This window comes from Pontiella agarivorans, from assembly GCF_034531395.1.
Lineage (GTDB): Bacteria > Verrucomicrobiota > Kiritimatiellia > Kiritimatiellales > Pontiellaceae > Pontiella > Pontiella agarivorans.
In genome coordinates this window covers 837,574-852,835 of the sequence record NZ_JARVCO010000002.1, presented here as the reverse complement: position 1 = coordinate 852,835, position 15,262 = coordinate 837,574, and the positions used below count along the sequence as shown (strand labels likewise).

Sequence of the window (15,262 nt, the reverse complement as noted above, 5' to 3'; positions counted from 1 at the left end):
ATGATCGTTCTATGAATACGGCTTAATGAGCGGTGTTCAGGGGGATAACGGCGCGCGGTAATTTTCAGCGCGCTTTGTGGCGCGTTTAACCGATTTTTTCGGCGGGACCTGTTTAAGAAAACAGTCCGAAATCATGGCGGCGAATGTGGCTGCGGCCTGACCGGAATCAATATTGGTACTGCGGCCGAAACGCGTCGGCCGCTGACTGTAGCAACCCTGCGGGGTATACAGAATGCTGCCTGCTGTCCCGCGTGTGATCGCGATCTGCGTAATTTCAAAAATATCCATAATTGACTGAGCGAGATAATCAATCCCCGGCGGCGCCCCCATCAGTTCGCCGATTACAGTCAGTTCATCTTCGGAAAGAATCAGCAGGTCCGCCCGTTGGAGCGACGGAATGATGAGTTCACGTTTGCAGCATTCCGGATACAGATTCATGTCGTATGTGCAGATGGCGGTTTCCGGAATCTGTTCGAGGAACTGATGAAACCGTTTGCGGGATGCATGGTTCCGCTGGATCAGCGAATCAAAATAAATCAGCAGCGATTCGGACTGTGCAAAAGGAATGAAGGAGTCGAATTCAATAAAATCAAAAGCGGCCCGGGGAACAACCGGCTGATTATATCCTTCGCCATCACGGGCGTTGTCGGTTTCAATGCTGGCGGTCGGATGAGTGCGGTCACGCTGTATATGGAAGGTATCCAGACCGTTTTGATCGATATGACTTAAAATGATGTGCCCGTCATCATCGTCGCCGACCCGGGTAACAAACTGTGTTGAAATATTCAGTTCCTGCAGCTGCCGGGCAACCTGCAGAGGCGAACTCTGCGGTGTGCGACCAGTCAGCAGATTCTGTATCATGGCTTCGCCGATCACGAGCGCGCGTTCAGTCGATGCTTCGGTGCCCGGCCCCATACCGAATATCTGTTTCCCGGTTCCGGGTATTTTCCATTTTCTTTTTCCAATCATGGGACGCCTCCGTCGGCTGGTTATGAAGGGGTGAACTGCAGATTTCTGTGCCAGACATTCATGCTTTCCGTATGGCCGGAAATCCGTGTTTTATTAATCAGTCGTCCGCCGTATGAATAGCCCAGCCGGGCAAAGGCGATGTTGATGCCCGCCGATGAGGCCCTCGCCATGGCGTAAACCGTCTGAATATCAAAATGCCTCATCGCATTTTCCATCGTCTGGATCAGCCGGGCGGACAGGCCGTTTTTGCGCCAGTCGGGATGGGTGACAAAATGAGTCATTTCAGCGCTGCCGGTTTCCGTATCAACCACTGCGGCAGCCAAGGCAACAGGTTCATTCCGGATTTCAACACGGTAGTAGTGACTTTCATCAGCCATGGATTGCAGCAGATAGTCGATATCGTGCACGGCAAATGGATAGGCCGGCAACAGCATGCGATACATGCGGGCCATGGCAGGGACATCTTCGCCGCAGCATTTGCGGATCACTGCGCCTTGGGGCAGAGGATGGGCCAGCCCGCTGTTCTGGTATTCGCGCGCCGTTATCATAATTTCATCGAGCTGGTTCTGGCCGGGCTCTTCGCGGGGGAGGGATCCTGAAAGGTTTGATAGGAATACGGCATCTTCCTCTCCGTCATAGAAATCCGGGATGGCCGCTTCTTTTCGGTAATCGCTTCGATAGAATGTGCGGGATTCCGATGCAGGAACTTTTACAAAAACTTTAGGGTAGTTGTTGCGTACAGCCAGTTCCGCCAGTTTGGGAATCAGCCGGGCCGGATCGGCCTGACCCAGTTCCTTCATGAATACACGGCCGCTTTTCGGGCCATGCTGAACCGTTGCGCCCTGAATGGTTTCAATGTGGTCGGTCATGCCGTTTTCTCCTGTGGTTGAGGTTCCGTTCTGAGCCGATGCGCATGGGTTGTAATGCCGTGTTCTTTCAGTTTAACCAAAAGAGATTTGCGGATATCGTGCCCCAGCATCCAACCTTCGGAAGGTGAGGTGGCCCAAGCAGTGATCATGCATTTCACGCCCGCCTTTTCCGTATCGATGACCCAGAAGCCGGGTTCTTCTTTATCGGCGAAATAGCGGCTTTTTTTCGGTGTTTCGATGGCGATTTGCTCCACCTCTGAAATATCGGATTGATAATCGATCCAGAATTCAACAATCACCCAGCGGTCATTGTCGTGCAGCGAATAATTGACAAATTCCTTGGTCATCATGGAGCTGTTGGGCACCACGTATCGCAGGGAATCCCAGCGTTTGATAATGCTGTGCGTCAGCGTGACGTCTTCGATCACCCCGTAGGCATCATCCACCAGGGTAACATCACCGATTCGGGCCAGTTTGCTGTGGCACAGCACCAGCCCGCAGATCATATTTTCAATGAAAGGTTTGGCCGCAATACCGATAATGACGGAAACGACCCCCATAATCACCGGAAGGAACGTAGGCGAAACCTTCCGGATAAACGGCGCCGCTGCAAAAATTGCTCCGGCCATGAAAATCGTCAAAACCATGGTCCAGCGCGTAATGCTGAAACGGTTTTCCATCCGTTTAATCTGCTGTCTTCGAATCGACTTCTGGGATTTGGGCGAGGGAACCGGTCCGGCATGATCCTGATTTTTCAGCCGTTCTTCGCGCTCCGCCTGCAGGACTTTAAGTTTTCTGATGCTCAACCAGACCAGGCCGGGCGTGATCAGCAGTATGGTGATGAGATAATAGAGTTTAAGGTTCATGATGCGGGACCTTTTTCCGGTGTGATCAGGAGCGGGATTTCGGAACCGACCTGTCGGGCCATCAGATTAAGTGATGCCATAAGCGTGGTTTGTTCCAACGGCGAAAGCGCATGAAGCGCCTCCGAAAAGTTCCGGGCAAGCAGGTGAATGGATTTTTCTGCAAAATGGCGTCCGGTTTCGGTCAGTTGCAGATAGCGTTTCCGCTGATCGAGTGCGTCCGGATACTGCTGCACCCATCCTTTGCGCTGCAGCCGTTTCACAATTCCGTGAACCGTACTGGGCCCGAGGTGAACATCGTTCGCCAGTTCGGCAAGCGTCAGCCGCCCATGCTGATGCAGTGTATACAGACAAATGAGCTGCGAAAGGGTGACCCCGAATTCCCGATCCAGTTTTTTTGAATAGACATCTTCCGCGTGGCTGATCTTCCGCAGGGCCTTTCGCACACGTTCAAGGTAAAGGTATTGCCCCTCGGTCTGACCTCTGGATTCTGAAAAAATCATGCAATCCTTCGCTTCAGTAAGAATAATTCGTGATGAATTGTTTCTAACACGAAATATTAGGAGCGCAAGGGATTATTATGATTTTTCCGTATTTTAACTCTATTTTGCTCTGGAAGAATTAGCGTTCGATATAAAATACCGGAATTTATCCGAAAACTGAACGAGCAATGCGGGATGGAAGGCTTATTTTTACGTTCTTAAGGGTAATGTTTTTAATTTTTTATCCGGATAATATGCAATATTTCATTTTTCAGGACTTAAGCCGGAGACGAGGAGGAAGGGTTTTCCGGAATCTGTTCTGTGGGGATCAGGTTGCTCGAGGCTTCCAGATGGCCTACGCCCATCAGCTCAACGATGCGTTCGAGCGATAATGCAATGGCGGCCTGCTCCAGTTCGGGCAAAGCCTGCAGGGCTTCAGAGAGTTTGTCCTGCAGCAGAGCAGGGGCTTCATTAGCCTGTGCGGTTCCGCTTTCGGTTAATTCGAGGAAAACTTTACGGCGATCCACTTTGTCGCGCTCGCGCTGGATCCAGCCTTTGGCATGCAGGCGGTCAATAATGCCGTTCACCGTGCTCATTCCAAGATCGACATCCTGTGCCAGTGCGGATTGGGTCATCGGGCCGTTTTTCTGAAGACTGTACAGACAGATCATCTGCGGTGCCGTGATTTTGTGTTCATGGCTCAGTTTTTTGGAGTGAATGTCAACCGCCCGGATAATACGGCGCAGCGATTTCAGCACACGAATGCCGTAGGTTTCAAAAAAAGCGGTCCGTTGTTCCGGCGTAATATTATTTTGTTTCGTCATGATGAGCTCTTTCTTTATACCTGATAAGATATGTGGACGAATATTTCTACCACGAAATAGTTTGCATGCAAGTACATCCTTTTCTACGGTGCTTGCACTTCCCCGGATCAGAGAGGCTCTCAAAAGCCCAAACATAAAAACCAATATCCATATCAATACATTTCAGTTGAAACGCATTTCATTCTAAAGCAACCGCGACCCATTGCAAAGAGAGGTATCTTGCAGAAAACAACAAAAATTGACTTTTACCCACCGGTTTCAACCGACGGGTATGCATTGCACCGGCTGGTTGCGGCATGTCCGCCGCTGGACCCGAACTCGGCATACTGCAACCTGCTGCAGTGTTCCCACTTTAATGAAACAGCGATCTGCGCCAAAGAGCAGGGGAATCTGGTCGGCTTTATCAGCGGCTATCTGATTCCGGACCGTCCCGACACCCTGTTTGTCTGGCAGGTTGCGGTGGCGGAATCGGCACGAGGGCAGGGATTGGCCGGCCGGATGCTGATTGCGCTGCTGGAACGCCCGGCCTGCCGGAATGTCCGGTTTCTGGAAACCACCATTACCCCGTCGAACGGAGCCTCGCAAGCGGTATTCACTAAATTGGCCGCTGTACTTGAGGTTCCGGTAAACGTTTCGGCCGGGTTTGACCGCAATACCCATTTTGAAGGGGCCCACGAATCAGAAGAGCTGTGGCGTATCGGGCCGATAACCCAAAAACAAAGCGAGGAAAAATAGATGAAGATCTTCGACGAAATAGAATCAGAAGTTCAGAGCTATGCTCGAAATTTCCCCCGCATTTTCGAACGTGCAAAAGGGGAGTATGTTTATGACACCGATGGTAATGAATATCTCGATTTTCTGGCGGGTGCCGGTTCTCTGAACTACGGCCACAACCATCCGGTATTCAAAGAAAAGCTGTTGGAATATATTGCCAACGACGGTATCTCGCACAGCCTGGACCTGCATACCGAAGCCAAACGCGAGTTTCTGGAAACCTTCCAGGAAAAAATTCTGCAGCCGCGGGAGCTCGATTACATGGTGATGTTTACCGGGCCGACCGGAACGAATGCTGTGGAGGCCGCGTTGAAAGCGGCGCGGAGCTATACCGGCCGCAGCAACATTATTTCGTTCACCAACGGATTTCACGGCGTCAGCATGGGATCACTGGCCTGCACCGGAAACTCGCATCATCGCGGAGCGGCCGGGCTGACGCTTGCGGGCAGCAGCCGGATGCCGTACGACGGCTATATGGGGGATGACCTCGATACGATTGAATACATGGACAAAGTACTTTCCGATTCGAGCAGCGGCATCGATAAACCGGCGGCGGCTATTGTGGAATGCATTCAGGGGGAAGGCGGCATTAATGCCTGTACGGCGGAGTGGCTGCGCAACCTGGAAGCCGTGTGCAGAAAACATGATATGCTGTTGATTGTGGACGACATTCAGGCCGGAAACGGCCGGTCCGGAAACTTCTTCAGTTTCGAAGAAGCGGGGATCAAACCCGATATCGTTACGCTGTCCAAATCGCTCAGCGGGTACGGTCTTCCGTTTGCTGTAGTGCTGATTAAACCGAAATACGATAACTGGAAACCGGGCGAGCACAACGGTACGTTCCGCGGAAACAACATGGCGTTTGTTACGGCCAAAGCCGCCATCGACGAATTCTGGAGCGACGATAGCTTCGAGAAAGAGGTGCGGCGCAAAGGTAAATATATTGAGGAACGGCTGAATAAAATTGTGGATGAACACGGGGAAGGCAACTTTACCACCCGTGGCCGCGGTATGTTCCAGGGGATTAACTGTGTAAACGGTGATATTGCCGGGCAGATTACCAATGCCGCCTTTCGTCAGGGGCTGATCATTGAAACGAGCGGCGCCGATGATCAGGTGATTAAACTGCTCTGCCCCTTGATTATTACCGATGAAAATCTAAAGCGGGGAATTGATATTCTTGAGGACGCCGTTCGGCTGGTGTGTCGGCGTGTGGATGAAATTCCGGAAGAAAATGATTATTTCGACGATGTTGTCGTCGAGAAAAACGAAGAAAAAACGGAGGTTCAGGCATGATTGTCCGTAACCTGAAGGACGCCAATGCTTCCGCGCGCCGGATTGTTTCGCCGGATGGAAACTGGGAAAGCACCCGTCTGCTGCTCAAGGATGACGGCATGGGGTTTTCTTTCCACATCACAACGATTTATAAGGATGCGGATTTTCATCTCCACTATAAAAAGCATCTGGAATCGGTGTATTGCATCTCGGGACGAGGGGAAGTGGAAACGCTCAGCGATGGCGTAAAATATCCCATTGAGCCGGGGACCATTTATATCCTCGATAAAAACGATGATCATATGCTTCGTGCTTTTGAGGAAATGCAAATGGCCTGTGTATTCAATCCGCCGCTGAATGGGAAAGAAGTGCATCACGAAGACGGATCCTATTCGCTCGAAGCGGAAGCCGTTGTGGATGAATAGAACCGGCGGGCGGGGATTTGGCGTATGATGGTTTTCGGATTTCTTTTGTTTCTCAGTTTATTTGCACTCATCGGTATCAGTTCGGTGTTACATAGCCGGGGAACCAAAAAAGATTATTATCTGGCCAGCAGCTCAATCCCGCCATCGCTTGTCGGGCTTTCCGCCGTTGCAACCAACAACAGCGGCTATATGTTTATCGGGGTCATCGGCTATACCTATGTAACCGGATTGGCCTCGATCTGGCTGATGATCGGCTGGATTCTGGGCGATATGACGGCTGCCACGATGGTTCACCGCCGCTTGCGGGCGGCAACCGAACGTACCGGCGAAGTCAGTTATGCCGGGGTGCTCAGCGCCTGGAACGGAAGTCGGAATGTTGCGCTGCAACGGATCGCCGGTGTCGTGACCTTGATCTTTTTGCTGGCCTACGCCGGTGCTCAGCTGGTGGCCGGCAGCAAGGCCCTGCATGTTCTGTTCGGCTGGCCCGAGTGGGCCGGTGCGGTCATCGGAGCTGTGCTGGTGGCCGTCTACTGTTTTTCCGGCGGCATCCGGGCATCCATCTGGACCGATGCGGCCCAGTCCGTTGTAATGATTCTGGCCATGGGCCTGCTTCTTTTTGTGGCAACAACATCGGTCGGCGGTGTATCCGGTGCCATTCAGCAGATGGGGCAGGTGGAGGGTTTTCTCGACTGGTTTCCCAAGGGGCTGATACTGCCCGGATTGCTGGGCGGTCTGCTTTTCGCCGTAAGCTGGGGCTTTGCCGGACTGTCCGTGGCCGGTCAGCCGCATGTCATGGTGCGGTTCATGACGCTCGATTGTAAAACCAAAATGATGCGTGCCAAATTCTGGTATTATCTTTGGTTTATCGTATTTTATGCTGCCGCCACAGCTGTAGGCATGCTGTCGCGGATTTATCTGTCCGACACCGGAACATTTGCCGAGCTGGCTCTGCCGATGATGGCGCAGGAGCTGTTGCCGCCGTTTCTGGTCGGTCTGATTCTCGCGGGTGTTTTTGCGGCAACGATGTCCACGGCCGATTCCGTGGTGCTGAGCTGTTCCTCGGCGGTTACCCATGACCTGCTTCCGCAGAATATTGAGAAAACGTGGATTCTGAAAGTGACGACGGTTCTGATTACGGTGTTTGCACTGGGCTGGGCGCTGCTGAATAAACAGAGTGTGTTCAGCCTTGTCATTATGGCGTGGTCCGGGCTCGCCAGTGCTTTTGCCCCGTTGCTGATTTATCTCTGTTTCGGCGGAAAGCCCGGCCATAAAACGGCCGTATTTTCCATGCTTTCGGGGCTCGCCGTTGCGCTTCTTTGGCGCTGGGCCGGATGGCATAACATGATCTATGAAGGCATGCCGGGTATTTTGTCCGGGCTGCTGATTCTGCTGGTTTCATCCCGGCTGCTGCCGCAGAAAACGTGAACTCAGGCCGGTTGCAGTATTTCTTTTTTCAGCATATTTTTTATCGGTTCAGTATACAGTTCCGGCTCGAGCAGAAATGAATCGTGACCTTTGTCCGATGATACCGAAACAAAATCAACATTCAGTCCGGCGGATACCAGGGCGTCGCGCAGGTGAATCTGTTCCTCGGGATAGAAGCAGCAGTCGGAATCGATGCTGAATACCAGATAGTTCTGATGCCCGCAGTTGGAAAAAACATCTCGGTAATCCGCACACCCCATATCGCGCGCCAGGTTGAAGTTGGTCCAGGCCGAGATCAGCTGCAGGTAGGTATTGGCATCAAAACGCCGTAAAAACTTTCGGCCCTGATGCAGAATATAGGACTCCAGCGGTGTGCGAATTTTATACCAGGAGAATTCATCCTGCTCCTGTTCGCATCTGTCCGTCATCCGAGCTTCCATGTGCTTCAACGAAACAAAGGTTTTGTGCGAAATCATACGGGCGAGCGCCATACCGCGCAGCGGCGGCGGTCCGTCATAAAAGTGGCCGTTGCAGAAATTCGGATCATTTTCAATAGCCAGAATCTGTTCAAGATTGTGTACGCGGGTGAGGGTGGTTGATTCCAGGCCCGTCGCAACAGGAATTACACGATCCACTTTTTCCGGATAGCGCGCGGCAAAGTTCAATACCATCATGCCGCCCAGCGATGAGCCGATTGCGGCATGGAATTTTGTAATGCCCAATTCATCAAACAGAGGCAGCTGCGAATCCACAATATCGCCGAATGAAATATGCGGAAAATCGCCGCCATACGGTTTTCCTGTTGCGGGATTTACGGATGAAGGTCCGGTTGTTCCGTAACAGCCGCCCAGATAATTCACACAGATTACATAAAAAACATCGGTATCGACCGCTTTGCCCGAACCGACAAAATCCGCCCACCAACCGGTCTGGCAGGAAAGATCCCAGCGGTCGCCCACGCCCGGAACTTCGGGATTATGACCCGCAAGATGCTGCGATCCGGAAAGGGCATGAAAAACCAGCACGGCATTGTCTTTAGCATCGTTGAGCGTGCCGAAGGTTTCATAGGCGAGGGTAACGGGCCCGAAATCGGTACCGTTGTGCAGCCGTAGTCTGGATTCGGGATCTTCACCGTAGGTAAAGAACCGGGTGCGGATGTTCATGGTATTCCTTTCGGCCGCCCCGTCTCCGGGCCGGCCGATGTTGCATCAGGCTTATGCCTGTGCCAGAGCCTGGTCGATGTCGGCCAGAATATCGTCGATATTTTCGATGCCCACCGACAGGCGGATCAGTCCGGGCGTAATGCCGCCGGCCGCCTGCTGTTCGGCATTCAGCTGCGAGTGCGTCGTGCTGGCCGGATGAATGGCCAGACTGCGCGCGTCACCGACATTGGCCACGTGCGAGAACATACCGAGCGCTTCGATGAATTTACGGCCGGCCTCTTCGCCGCCCTTAATTTCAAAGACCACCATGCCGCCGGCACCGTCCGGAAGATATTTGGAGGCCAGCTTATCGTCACCGGCATATTTCACCCATTCAACCTTGTCGCTGTTCTTCAGGTGTTCTGCAACAGCACGGCCGTTTTCGGAATGACGTTCCATGCGCAGCGCCAGCGTTTCAATGCCCTGCAGCGCCAGCCAGGCGTTATCCGGCGCAATGCAGGCACCGAGGTTGCGCAATGGAATCAGACGCATGCGCAAAATGTAGGCGAGGGGAGCCAGATCACCGAGATCGTTGGCGAAACTGACGTTCCAGTAACTGGGTTCCGGATCAGACAGCAGCGGGTGTTTCCCGGTGGTCCAGTCAAATTTTCCGGAGTCGACAACAATGCCGCCGATACCGGTGCCATGGCCGCCCATCCATTTGGTCAGCGAGTGAACTACGATGTCGGCCCCGTGTTCCAGCGGACGCAGCAGAGCCGGCGTGGTAAACGTCGAATCAACAATCAGCGGAAGCCCGTGCGCGTGGGCCACATCGGCAATACCCTGAATATCGGTCAGACCCAGCGCTGGGTTACCGATCGTTTCGCAGAAGACCGCTTTGGTCTTTTCATTAATGGCGGCTTCAAAGTTTTTCGGATCGGACGGATCAACAAAATTCACCTTGATGCCCATGCCCGGAAGAATGTCGTTGAACTGCGTGTACGTACCGCCGTAAAGATTGCTGGCCGATACGATTTCATCCCCGGATTTAGCCAGGTTGATGATGCTGTAGAATACCGCGCTGGTACCTGATGCCAGTGCAAGGGCAGCTGCTCCGCCTTCCAGCGCGGCAACGCGCTGTTCGAGAATGTCGGACGTGGGATTCATCAGGCGGGTGTAGATGTTGCCCAGTTCTTTAAGGGTGAACAGATTGGCTGCATGTTCCGTGCTGTCGAAACGGTAGGATGCCGTACGGTACAGCGGAACGGCCTGGGATTTGGTGCTTCCTTCAACGGATTCGTATCCGGCGTGAAGACATTTGGTTTCCAGTTTACTCATGGGTCTCTCCTTCGGTTTGATATTCACGCCGTGCGGGAAATACTTTGCGGAAAGACACCGATTTTTTTCCAAAGACTGGAACACATCGTTGCTTTGCGCAGCAAAGCCTGGCCTTGGCACCTTTATGCGTTTCAGGTTGCCGGACGATCATCGGGCCAGTTCCCTCACGTCGCTCTTAATGCAATTTATATATGACAAATACGGTATTATTTATCATCTGTCGCCGTCAAGCGGCTTTGCGCTATTTTGTCAGCCCTTTGGCTTCCTTGATGGCGATACGAAGCAGCTTCAGCTCAGCCGGTTTTGCACGGCGCCATTCTCCGGTTTTAAGGTCATCGAGCCGAATCGGTCCGATGGCAACGCGCTGCAGCCGGAAAACCTTTTTGTTGAAATGCTCCATCAGGCGGCGGATATGGCGGTTGCGGCCTTCACCCAGCGTTATGGTGTATTCAACCCCCTGCTTGGTGTGCTTGCCTTCATCAATATCAAGCACACGCAGGGTCTCGCCCTGATTGGGAATGCCGCGCATCATTTTCGGGCGTTGGTGGTAGCCCAGCGGCGTATCAATCCAGACTCTATAGACTTTCGGAACATGGTAGCGCGGATGCATCAGCGCATGAGCAAGATCACCGTCATTCGTGACCACAATAAGTCCTTCGCTCATGAAATCGAGTCGGCCGACGGTATAAACCCGTTCCGGCAGATCCTCAAGCAGATCGAGTACAGTGGTCCGACCCTGCGGATCGTCCGAGGTACAGATCACTTTCGGCGGTTTATTGAGCAACAGGGTGACCGAGGCCTCCTGCGCAACAGGTTTTCCGTTGCACACGACGCTCTGCCGTCCGGGAACCACCTTGGTGCCCAGCGCGGTGACAATTTCACCGTCTACCTTAACCCGGCCGGCGCTGATCAATTTTTCACAGAAGCGGCGGGAGCCCAGACCGCAGTCGGCCAGATATTTCTGGAGTCGGATGGATTCTTTTTCAGACATTTTTAATAAAAAAGCACTCCCGGCACAGGGCCTGGAGTGCTTTGCAAACTCGTAACTGCTGAATTAAGCTTCCGGCTTGGTCTTCGGCAGACCGTGTGCGCGATCGCCTTCGGCCCAGCGGCCTTCAGATTTCAGTTTTTCAACGCGCTCAAAGCGCTTCAGTACATTACGTTTCGTGCGGATTTTAGCCGCGCCTTTCAAGCTGCTGTGCATGGACATGATAAACTCTCCGTCGTTGTTTTCTCAAAAAATGATCGCGGAAGATACCCCTTAAGACGAAGGATGTCAAAGACTAACCTGCTGTTTTTACCGATTAAAAGGCAGGCACTTCAATCCATAGAAAACCTTAAAAAAAGCGGGGCCCCCGAAGGGTCCCCTTTTGCAATCCGTTCTCATCATTGCCGGAAAAACTTATTTCTTTTCCTGCAGGGTCAGTTTGCGACCGGATTCCAGCCACTCGGTCAGAATCACCTTGCAGTATTTGCTGGTGGACAGGTGCATGGAATCTGCGCGTTTCTCAAGTTCATCAGCCATCTTCTTCGACATGTTGATTCCGATGGTTTTTGTGTTTTTTCCGATAGGGTTCGTAGCCATGTGTTATACCTCGTTGTTTATTAAAGTTCTTTCTTTTGTAGTAAAACCTGCCAATGCGGTCTAGTAAAATGTACTAGAAAAGTGAATTCGCATCCCGGAATATTAGCTTTGTTGTTATTTATTAAGTATTTACGTACTAAAGACCGGCCTTTTAAAGCGTCGTTCAAATAAATGTGTGCTTAACTTGCCAAGGCGCATCACCGTGTCTATCTTCCGCGCATGTCAAATTCAGACCGGAACAGTACAAAAGGCCGCGTGGCGGTGGGTATGAGTGGCGGAACCGACAGCTCGGCGGCCGCAGCGATGCTCGTGGATCAGGGCTATGAAGTCATCGGCTTAACGGCCCATATGTGGAAGGACGGCTCGCGCTGCTGTTCGCTTGAAGATGTCGAACGTGCGCGTCGCGTCTGTACGTATCTGGATATCCGACACTATGTCGTCAATGCGCAGGACATCTTCACCGATAAAATCGTCGATCCTTTCGTAGAAGCCTATGCAGCCGGACGCACGCCGTCGCCCTGTATTTACTGCAATTCGTTCGTAAAATTCGGATTTCTGGTCGATCGTGCCGTACAGCTCAACTGCGATTTTGTGGCGACAGGCCATTATGCGCGTGTTGAGCAGGATGAAAACGGAACCTATCATCTTTTAGCCGCGGCCGACCCGAATAAGGATCAGTCCTATTTTCTGCACCGCCTCGGCCAGAAACAGCTCGGCATGCTGCTCTTCCCTCTGGCAGGCATTGAAAAACCGGAGGTTAAGGCCTATTCCGCAAAGCGCGGGCTTCCCGTCGTTTCCCGGGGCGACAGTCAGGATCTTTGTTTCATCGAGGAGGGGAAGCTTGCGGAATTTGTTGAAAAGCGCGATCCGTCGGTAATTCAAAAGGGCGATATTATCGACCACAACGGCAACGTGGTCGGCCAGCACGACGGACTGCATAATTTCACGGTGGGCCAGCGCGGAAAACTGGGCATTGCGCTGGGGGAGCGAATGTACGTAAAACGCCTCGACAAAGAGAATAATGTGGTGGAAGTCGCACCTCGGCCCGGAGTGATGAAGTCTGAATGTCTGCTCGACGATATTCACTGGGTCGTCGGCGAGCCTCCGGAAGGGGATCTCGTCTGTGAAGTGCGCCCGCGCTATCGAAGCAACGGGGCTGTGGCTGCGGTCGAAGTTTTCGACGACGGAAAAAAAGGGCGCGTCGTATTCGACGGCCCTCAATTTGCGCTGACCCCCGGGCAGGCAGCCGTTTTCTATAAAAACGGCGAGGTGCTTGGCGGGGGCTGGATTGACGCAGTGCCGTAGAAAACGGCTATTTCGCGGCTTCCCTATTGGTCATGGCTGCGATTTTATCGATGACGCCGCCCTTGATTTTAATGCCGGCACCAATCAGTGAAAGAATCACGGCAATCAGAAGCACCGTATTCACAGCAATGCGCTTCCAGCCTTTTCCGACCGCGTCGCCGAGGTAGGAACGTTTATTGTTGAGAATAAAGAAGCTGACGTAGGCAATCGGGAGCATGGTGAATGCGAGTGCGGAAGCAATCACGGGCAGCCAGATCGGACTCTGGATCATTACCCCCAGAATTCCGATGGCCGGAACCAGCGTAAACATGCGGTAGCGTTTCGTGGTGTATTCAAGCCCGAACATTTCACAGACCGTGAATCCGCAGCAGACCATATGTGCACTGATGGCGCCGCAGGCCATTCCGGCGAAGCCGAGGTCAAACACAATACGGCCGACTCCGCTGCCGAGCACACTGGCGAGGGCCTGTGCGGCATCAATCGGTTTAAAGTTTGCCTGGGTCACTCCTTCTCCCAGATTACCGTGCACGGTCGATGCCATACCGATAATGATCAGCGAGGTCAGAATGATGTAGGGCACAAACAGCGACATCACCAGGTCGAAACGGGCAAGCCCCTTATGATGTTTTCCCCAGCCCTTTGCGAGAATGGAGTACGGATAGAGAAAAGTCATATTAATGCCCACCGCTGCGCCGATCGCACCGAGAATCGTGGTAATGGAACCTTCGCCGGGAACCGAGAAAGCAAAAAAGCCTTTAAAGACGCCGCCCCAATCAACTTCCATTTTCACAGCCTGCACAACGACCACAATCAGGAAGGCCGCCATTACCGCACGGATGGTCCAGCTGAGAAAACCTTCATAAATTTTGATGCCTTTGGATTTCCCGCCGTAGTTCCACGTCAGTGCAATATTGATGCCCAGAATCAGAAATCCGCCGGCAAAACGCACCACCGTTTCAATCGTTTTTGAATCTCCTGCGTTTTCAATGCCGGCCACATTGGCAATATCCCAAAATGCGCCGCCAAGCAGGGCATATTGACCGAAGTGCCAGATGACCGTCGAAACCACAGTGGCCAGGGCCCAGAAAAAAGCAATGGAAGGATGCAGCTCACGCTTGACCACTTCATAGCCGCGCTCACCTTTTGTCAGCGTGATATTGGAGAGGGCCGCCATCATGAAAATGCCCAGGAACATCGCGATCGGCTGAACCCATAGCAGCTGATAACCGAAAAATGCGCCGGCCACCACCGAAGCTGCAGCTGAACCGGCTCCCAGCGTCATGGCACTCTGCATCCACGCCGGACCCGTCAGTTTAAAATAACCTTTAATTTTCTGGCCGAACGGTTTGGCGTTCAGATCCTGAAGGAATTGTTCTTCTTCGCGGATCTTTTCCGGATCCCATTTGCTGGCCATCGGAAGCCCGCTGGATTTCTGCTCATCACTCATTTTTTCTCCCCGACCGGTTGATTCATTACACTATTTGTTAATAAAGATGACATATATGCCATTTGCCCATGGCAACGTCAAGAAGCTTTGCGTCAGGCTTCGTGCAACCGGTCGGTTAATTCGGCGGCAAACCCAGTAGCAGAACCAGCGTCCACGCGGCTGTTCGAAACCAGTTGGTAGCGATCAGGCGATGAATGACCTCTTCGTTTTTTCCCGATTCCTGAAGCTTTTTATGACAGGGGACTGAAAGGGAGAACGTCACCGTCCAGGCCGCAATCAGGCCGACGGTTTCCATCCACAGCCTCGGGTCAGGATTCTGTGCGAGCAGAAAAGCCGTGGTAACGGCCTGGGTCATCATCAGAGGAATCACCACCACAGAAATTCGCCGGGTATAACGCGCGTGCCAGGCGGTAAACTGGTCGGCGTCGATGTGATAGAACGACGGATAAATGATTCGTTGAACCAGCCAGATCAGGACGACCATGGCGATATCCGATGCAAACCGGAAAAGCGGGATATACACATCCATTTCAATCTCC

General features: G+C 52.6%; 17 protein-coding genes and 1 riboswitch. Of the genes, 5 read left to right on the top strand and 12 right to left on the bottom strand.

Annotation, left to right across the window (positions count from 1 at the left end; genetic code table 11):
• Positions 1–36: 36 nt before the first annotated feature.
• From P9H32_RS03385 to P9H32_RS03365, 5 genes are all read right to left on the bottom strand, one after another.
• Positions 37–969 carry a PfkB family carbohydrate kinase gene (locus P9H32_RS03385; protein ID WP_322607458.1) on the bottom strand — a complete coding sequence of 311 codons (933 nt, stop codon included), beginning with the start codon at positions 967–969 and terminating at the stop codon, positions 37–39.
• 20 nt (positions 970–989) lie between these two features.
• Complete coding sequence (gene ablB, locus P9H32_RS03380; protein WP_322607457.1) at positions 990–1,838, bottom strand: putative beta-lysine N-acetyltransferase; 849 nt, start codon at positions 1,836–1,838, stop codon at positions 990–992.
• Positions 1,835–2,704: a mechanosensitive ion channel family protein gene (locus tag P9H32_RS03375; RefSeq protein WP_322607456.1), complete on the bottom strand. Its 870-nt coding sequence runs from the start codon at positions 2,702–2,704 to the stop codon at positions 1,835–1,837. Before P9H32_RS03375 ends, ablB begins: the two co-directional genes overlap by 4 nt.
• Positions 2,701–3,204, bottom strand: a complete 504-nt coding sequence (locus tag P9H32_RS03370) for a MarR family winged helix-turn-helix transcriptional regulator (protein ID WP_322607455.1) — start codon at positions 3,202–3,204, stop codon at positions 2,701–2,703. The genes P9H32_RS03375 and P9H32_RS03370 overlap by 4 nt, the downstream gene beginning before the upstream one ends.
• A gap of 257 nt (positions 3,205–3,461) precedes the next feature.
• Complete coding sequence (locus P9H32_RS03365; RefSeq protein WP_322607454.1) at positions 3,462–4,007, bottom strand: MarR family winged helix-turn-helix transcriptional regulator; 546 nt, start codon at positions 4,005–4,007, stop codon at positions 3,462–3,464.
• A 219-nt stretch (positions 4,008–4,226) separates the two neighbouring features.
• Between P9H32_RS03365 and ectA the strand changes: the two genes are divergently transcribed.
• From ectA to P9H32_RS03345, 4 genes are read left to right on the top strand one after another with little or no spacing between them, the layout of a single operon-like run.
• On the top strand, positions 4,227–4,742 hold the full coding sequence (gene ectA, locus P9H32_RS03360) for a diaminobutyrate acetyltransferase (RefSeq protein ID WP_322607453.1): 516 nt from the start codon (positions 4,227–4,229) through the stop codon (positions 4,740–4,742).
• The gene (ectB, locus tag P9H32_RS03355) at positions 4,743–6,077 is read left to right on the top strand and encodes a diaminobutyrate--2-oxoglutarate transaminase (protein WP_322607452.1); all 1,335 of its coding nucleotides are present in this window, start codon (positions 4,743–4,745) and stop codon (positions 6,075–6,077) included.
• On the top strand, positions 6,074–6,481 hold the full coding sequence (locus P9H32_RS03350) for an ectoine synthase (protein WP_322607451.1): 408 nt from the start codon (positions 6,074–6,076) through the stop codon (positions 6,479–6,481). Before ectB ends, P9H32_RS03350 begins: the two co-directional genes overlap by 4 nt.
• Positions 6,482–6,508: 27 nt before the next feature.
• Positions 6,509–7,906: a sodium/proline symporter gene (locus P9H32_RS03345; protein ID WP_348534456.1), complete on the top strand. Its 1,398-nt coding sequence runs from the start codon at positions 6,509–6,511 to the stop codon at positions 7,904–7,906.
• 2 nt (positions 7,907–7,908) lie between these two features.
• On the opposite strand, the gene metX is transcribed toward P9H32_RS03345, so the two are convergent.
• The 5 genes from metX to P9H32_RS03320 form a co-directional block, all read right to left on the bottom strand.
• On the bottom strand, positions 7,909–9,069 hold the full coding sequence (gene metX / locus P9H32_RS03340) for a homoserine O-acetyltransferase MetX (protein WP_322607449.1): 1,161 nt from the start codon (positions 9,067–9,069) through the stop codon (positions 7,909–7,911).
• Positions 9,070–9,120: 51 nt separating this feature from the next.
• Entirely contained in the window at positions 9,121–10,386 is a 1,266-nt protein-coding gene (locus tag P9H32_RS03335) for an O-acetylhomoserine aminocarboxypropyltransferase/cysteine synthase family protein (protein WP_322607448.1), read from the bottom strand.
• A gap of 79 nt (positions 10,387–10,465) precedes the next feature.
• A riboswitch (SAM riboswitch) is annotated at positions 10,466–10,571 on the bottom strand.
• Between the two features lie 56 nt (positions 10,572–10,627).
• Entirely contained in the window at positions 10,628–11,377 is a 750-nt protein-coding gene (locus P9H32_RS03330; RefSeq protein ID WP_322607447.1) for a pseudouridine synthase, read from the bottom strand.
• 63 nt (positions 11,378–11,440) lie between these two features.
• Entirely contained in the window at positions 11,441–11,596 is a 156-nt protein-coding gene (locus P9H32_RS03325; protein ID WP_322607446.1) for a small basic protein, read from the bottom strand.
• A 192-nt stretch (positions 11,597–11,788) separates the two neighbouring features.
• On the bottom strand, positions 11,789–11,971 hold the full coding sequence (locus tag P9H32_RS03320) for a hypothetical protein (protein ID WP_130594824.1): 183 nt from the start codon (positions 11,969–11,971) through the stop codon (positions 11,789–11,791).
• Between the two features lie 219 nt (positions 11,972–12,190).
• Here P9H32_RS03320 and mnmA point away from each other — a divergent pair, with 219 nt between their 5' ends.
• Complete coding sequence (gene mnmA, locus P9H32_RS03315; protein WP_322607445.1) at positions 12,191–13,276, top strand: tRNA 2-thiouridine(34) synthase MnmA; 1,086 nt, start codon at positions 12,191–12,193, stop codon at positions 13,274–13,276.
• Positions 13,277–13,283: 7 nt separating this feature from the next.
• Here mnmA and P9H32_RS03310 read toward each other — a convergent pair whose 3' ends face one another.
• A complete protein-coding gene (locus P9H32_RS03310; protein ID WP_322607444.1) occupies positions 13,284–14,723 on the bottom strand; it encodes an NRAMP family divalent metal transporter in 1,440 nt (479 codons plus the stop codon).
• A gap of 115 nt (positions 14,724–14,838) precedes the next feature.
• On the bottom strand, positions 14,839–15,252 hold the full coding sequence (locus P9H32_RS03305; protein ID WP_322607443.1) for a hypothetical protein: 414 nt from the start codon (positions 15,250–15,252) through the stop codon (positions 14,839–14,841).
• Positions 15,253–15,262: the final 10 nt, after the last annotated feature.

Coding starts and splice junctions, on each gene's coding strand:
- P9H32_RS03375 (WP_322607456.1), bottom strand. CDS start 2,704: ATGAACCTTAAACTCTATTATCTCATCACCATACTGCTGATCACGCCC.
- P9H32_RS03325 (WP_322607446.1), bottom strand. CDS start 11,596: ATGTCCATGCACAGCAGCTTGAAAGGCGCGGCTAAAATCCGCACGAAA.
- P9H32_RS03385 (WP_322607458.1), bottom strand. CDS start 969: ATGATTGGAAAAAGAAAATGGAAAATACCCGGAACCGGGAAACAGATA.
- mnmA (WP_322607445.1), top strand. CDS start 12,191: ATGTCAAATTCAGACCGGAACAGTACAAAAGGCCGCGTGGCGGTGGGT.
- P9H32_RS03320 (WP_130594824.1), bottom strand. CDS start 11,971: ATGGCTACGAACCCTATCGGAAAAAACACAAAAACCATCGGAATCAAC.
- P9H32_RS03370 (WP_322607455.1), bottom strand. CDS start 3,204: ATGATTTTTTCAGAATCCAGAGGTCAGACCGAGGGGCAATACCTTTAC.
- P9H32_RS03345 (WP_348534456.1), top strand. CDS start 6,509: ATGGTTTTCGGATTTCTTTTGTTTCTCAGTTTATTTGCACTCATCGGT.
- P9H32_RS03335 (WP_322607448.1), bottom strand. CDS start 10,386: ATGAGTAAACTGGAAACCAAATGTCTTCACGCCGGATACGAATCCGTT.
- P9H32_RS03310 (WP_322607444.1), bottom strand. CDS start 14,723: ATGAGTGATGAGCAGAAATCCAGCGGGCTTCCGATGGCCAGCAAATGG.
- ablB (WP_322607457.1), bottom strand. CDS start 1,838: ATGACCGACCACATTGAAACCATTCAGGGCGCAACGGTTCAGCATGGC.
- metX (WP_322607449.1), bottom strand. CDS start 9,069: ATGAACATCCGCACCCGGTTCTTTACCTACGGTGAAGATCCCGAATCC.
- P9H32_RS03365 (WP_322607454.1), bottom strand. CDS start 4,007: ATGACGAAACAAAATAATATTACGCCGGAACAACGGACCGCTTTTTTT.
- P9H32_RS03330 (WP_322607447.1), bottom strand. CDS start 11,377: ATGTCTGAAAAAGAATCCATCCGACTCCAGAAATATCTGGCCGACTGC.
- P9H32_RS03305 (WP_322607443.1), bottom strand. CDS start 15,252: ATGGATGTGTATATCCCGCTTTTCCGGTTTGCATCGGATATCGCCATG.
- P9H32_RS03350 (WP_322607451.1), top strand. CDS start 6,074: ATGATTGTCCGTAACCTGAAGGACGCCAATGCTTCCGCGCGCCGGATT.
- ectB (WP_322607452.1), top strand. CDS start 4,743: ATGAAGATCTTCGACGAAATAGAATCAGAAGTTCAGAGCTATGCTCGA.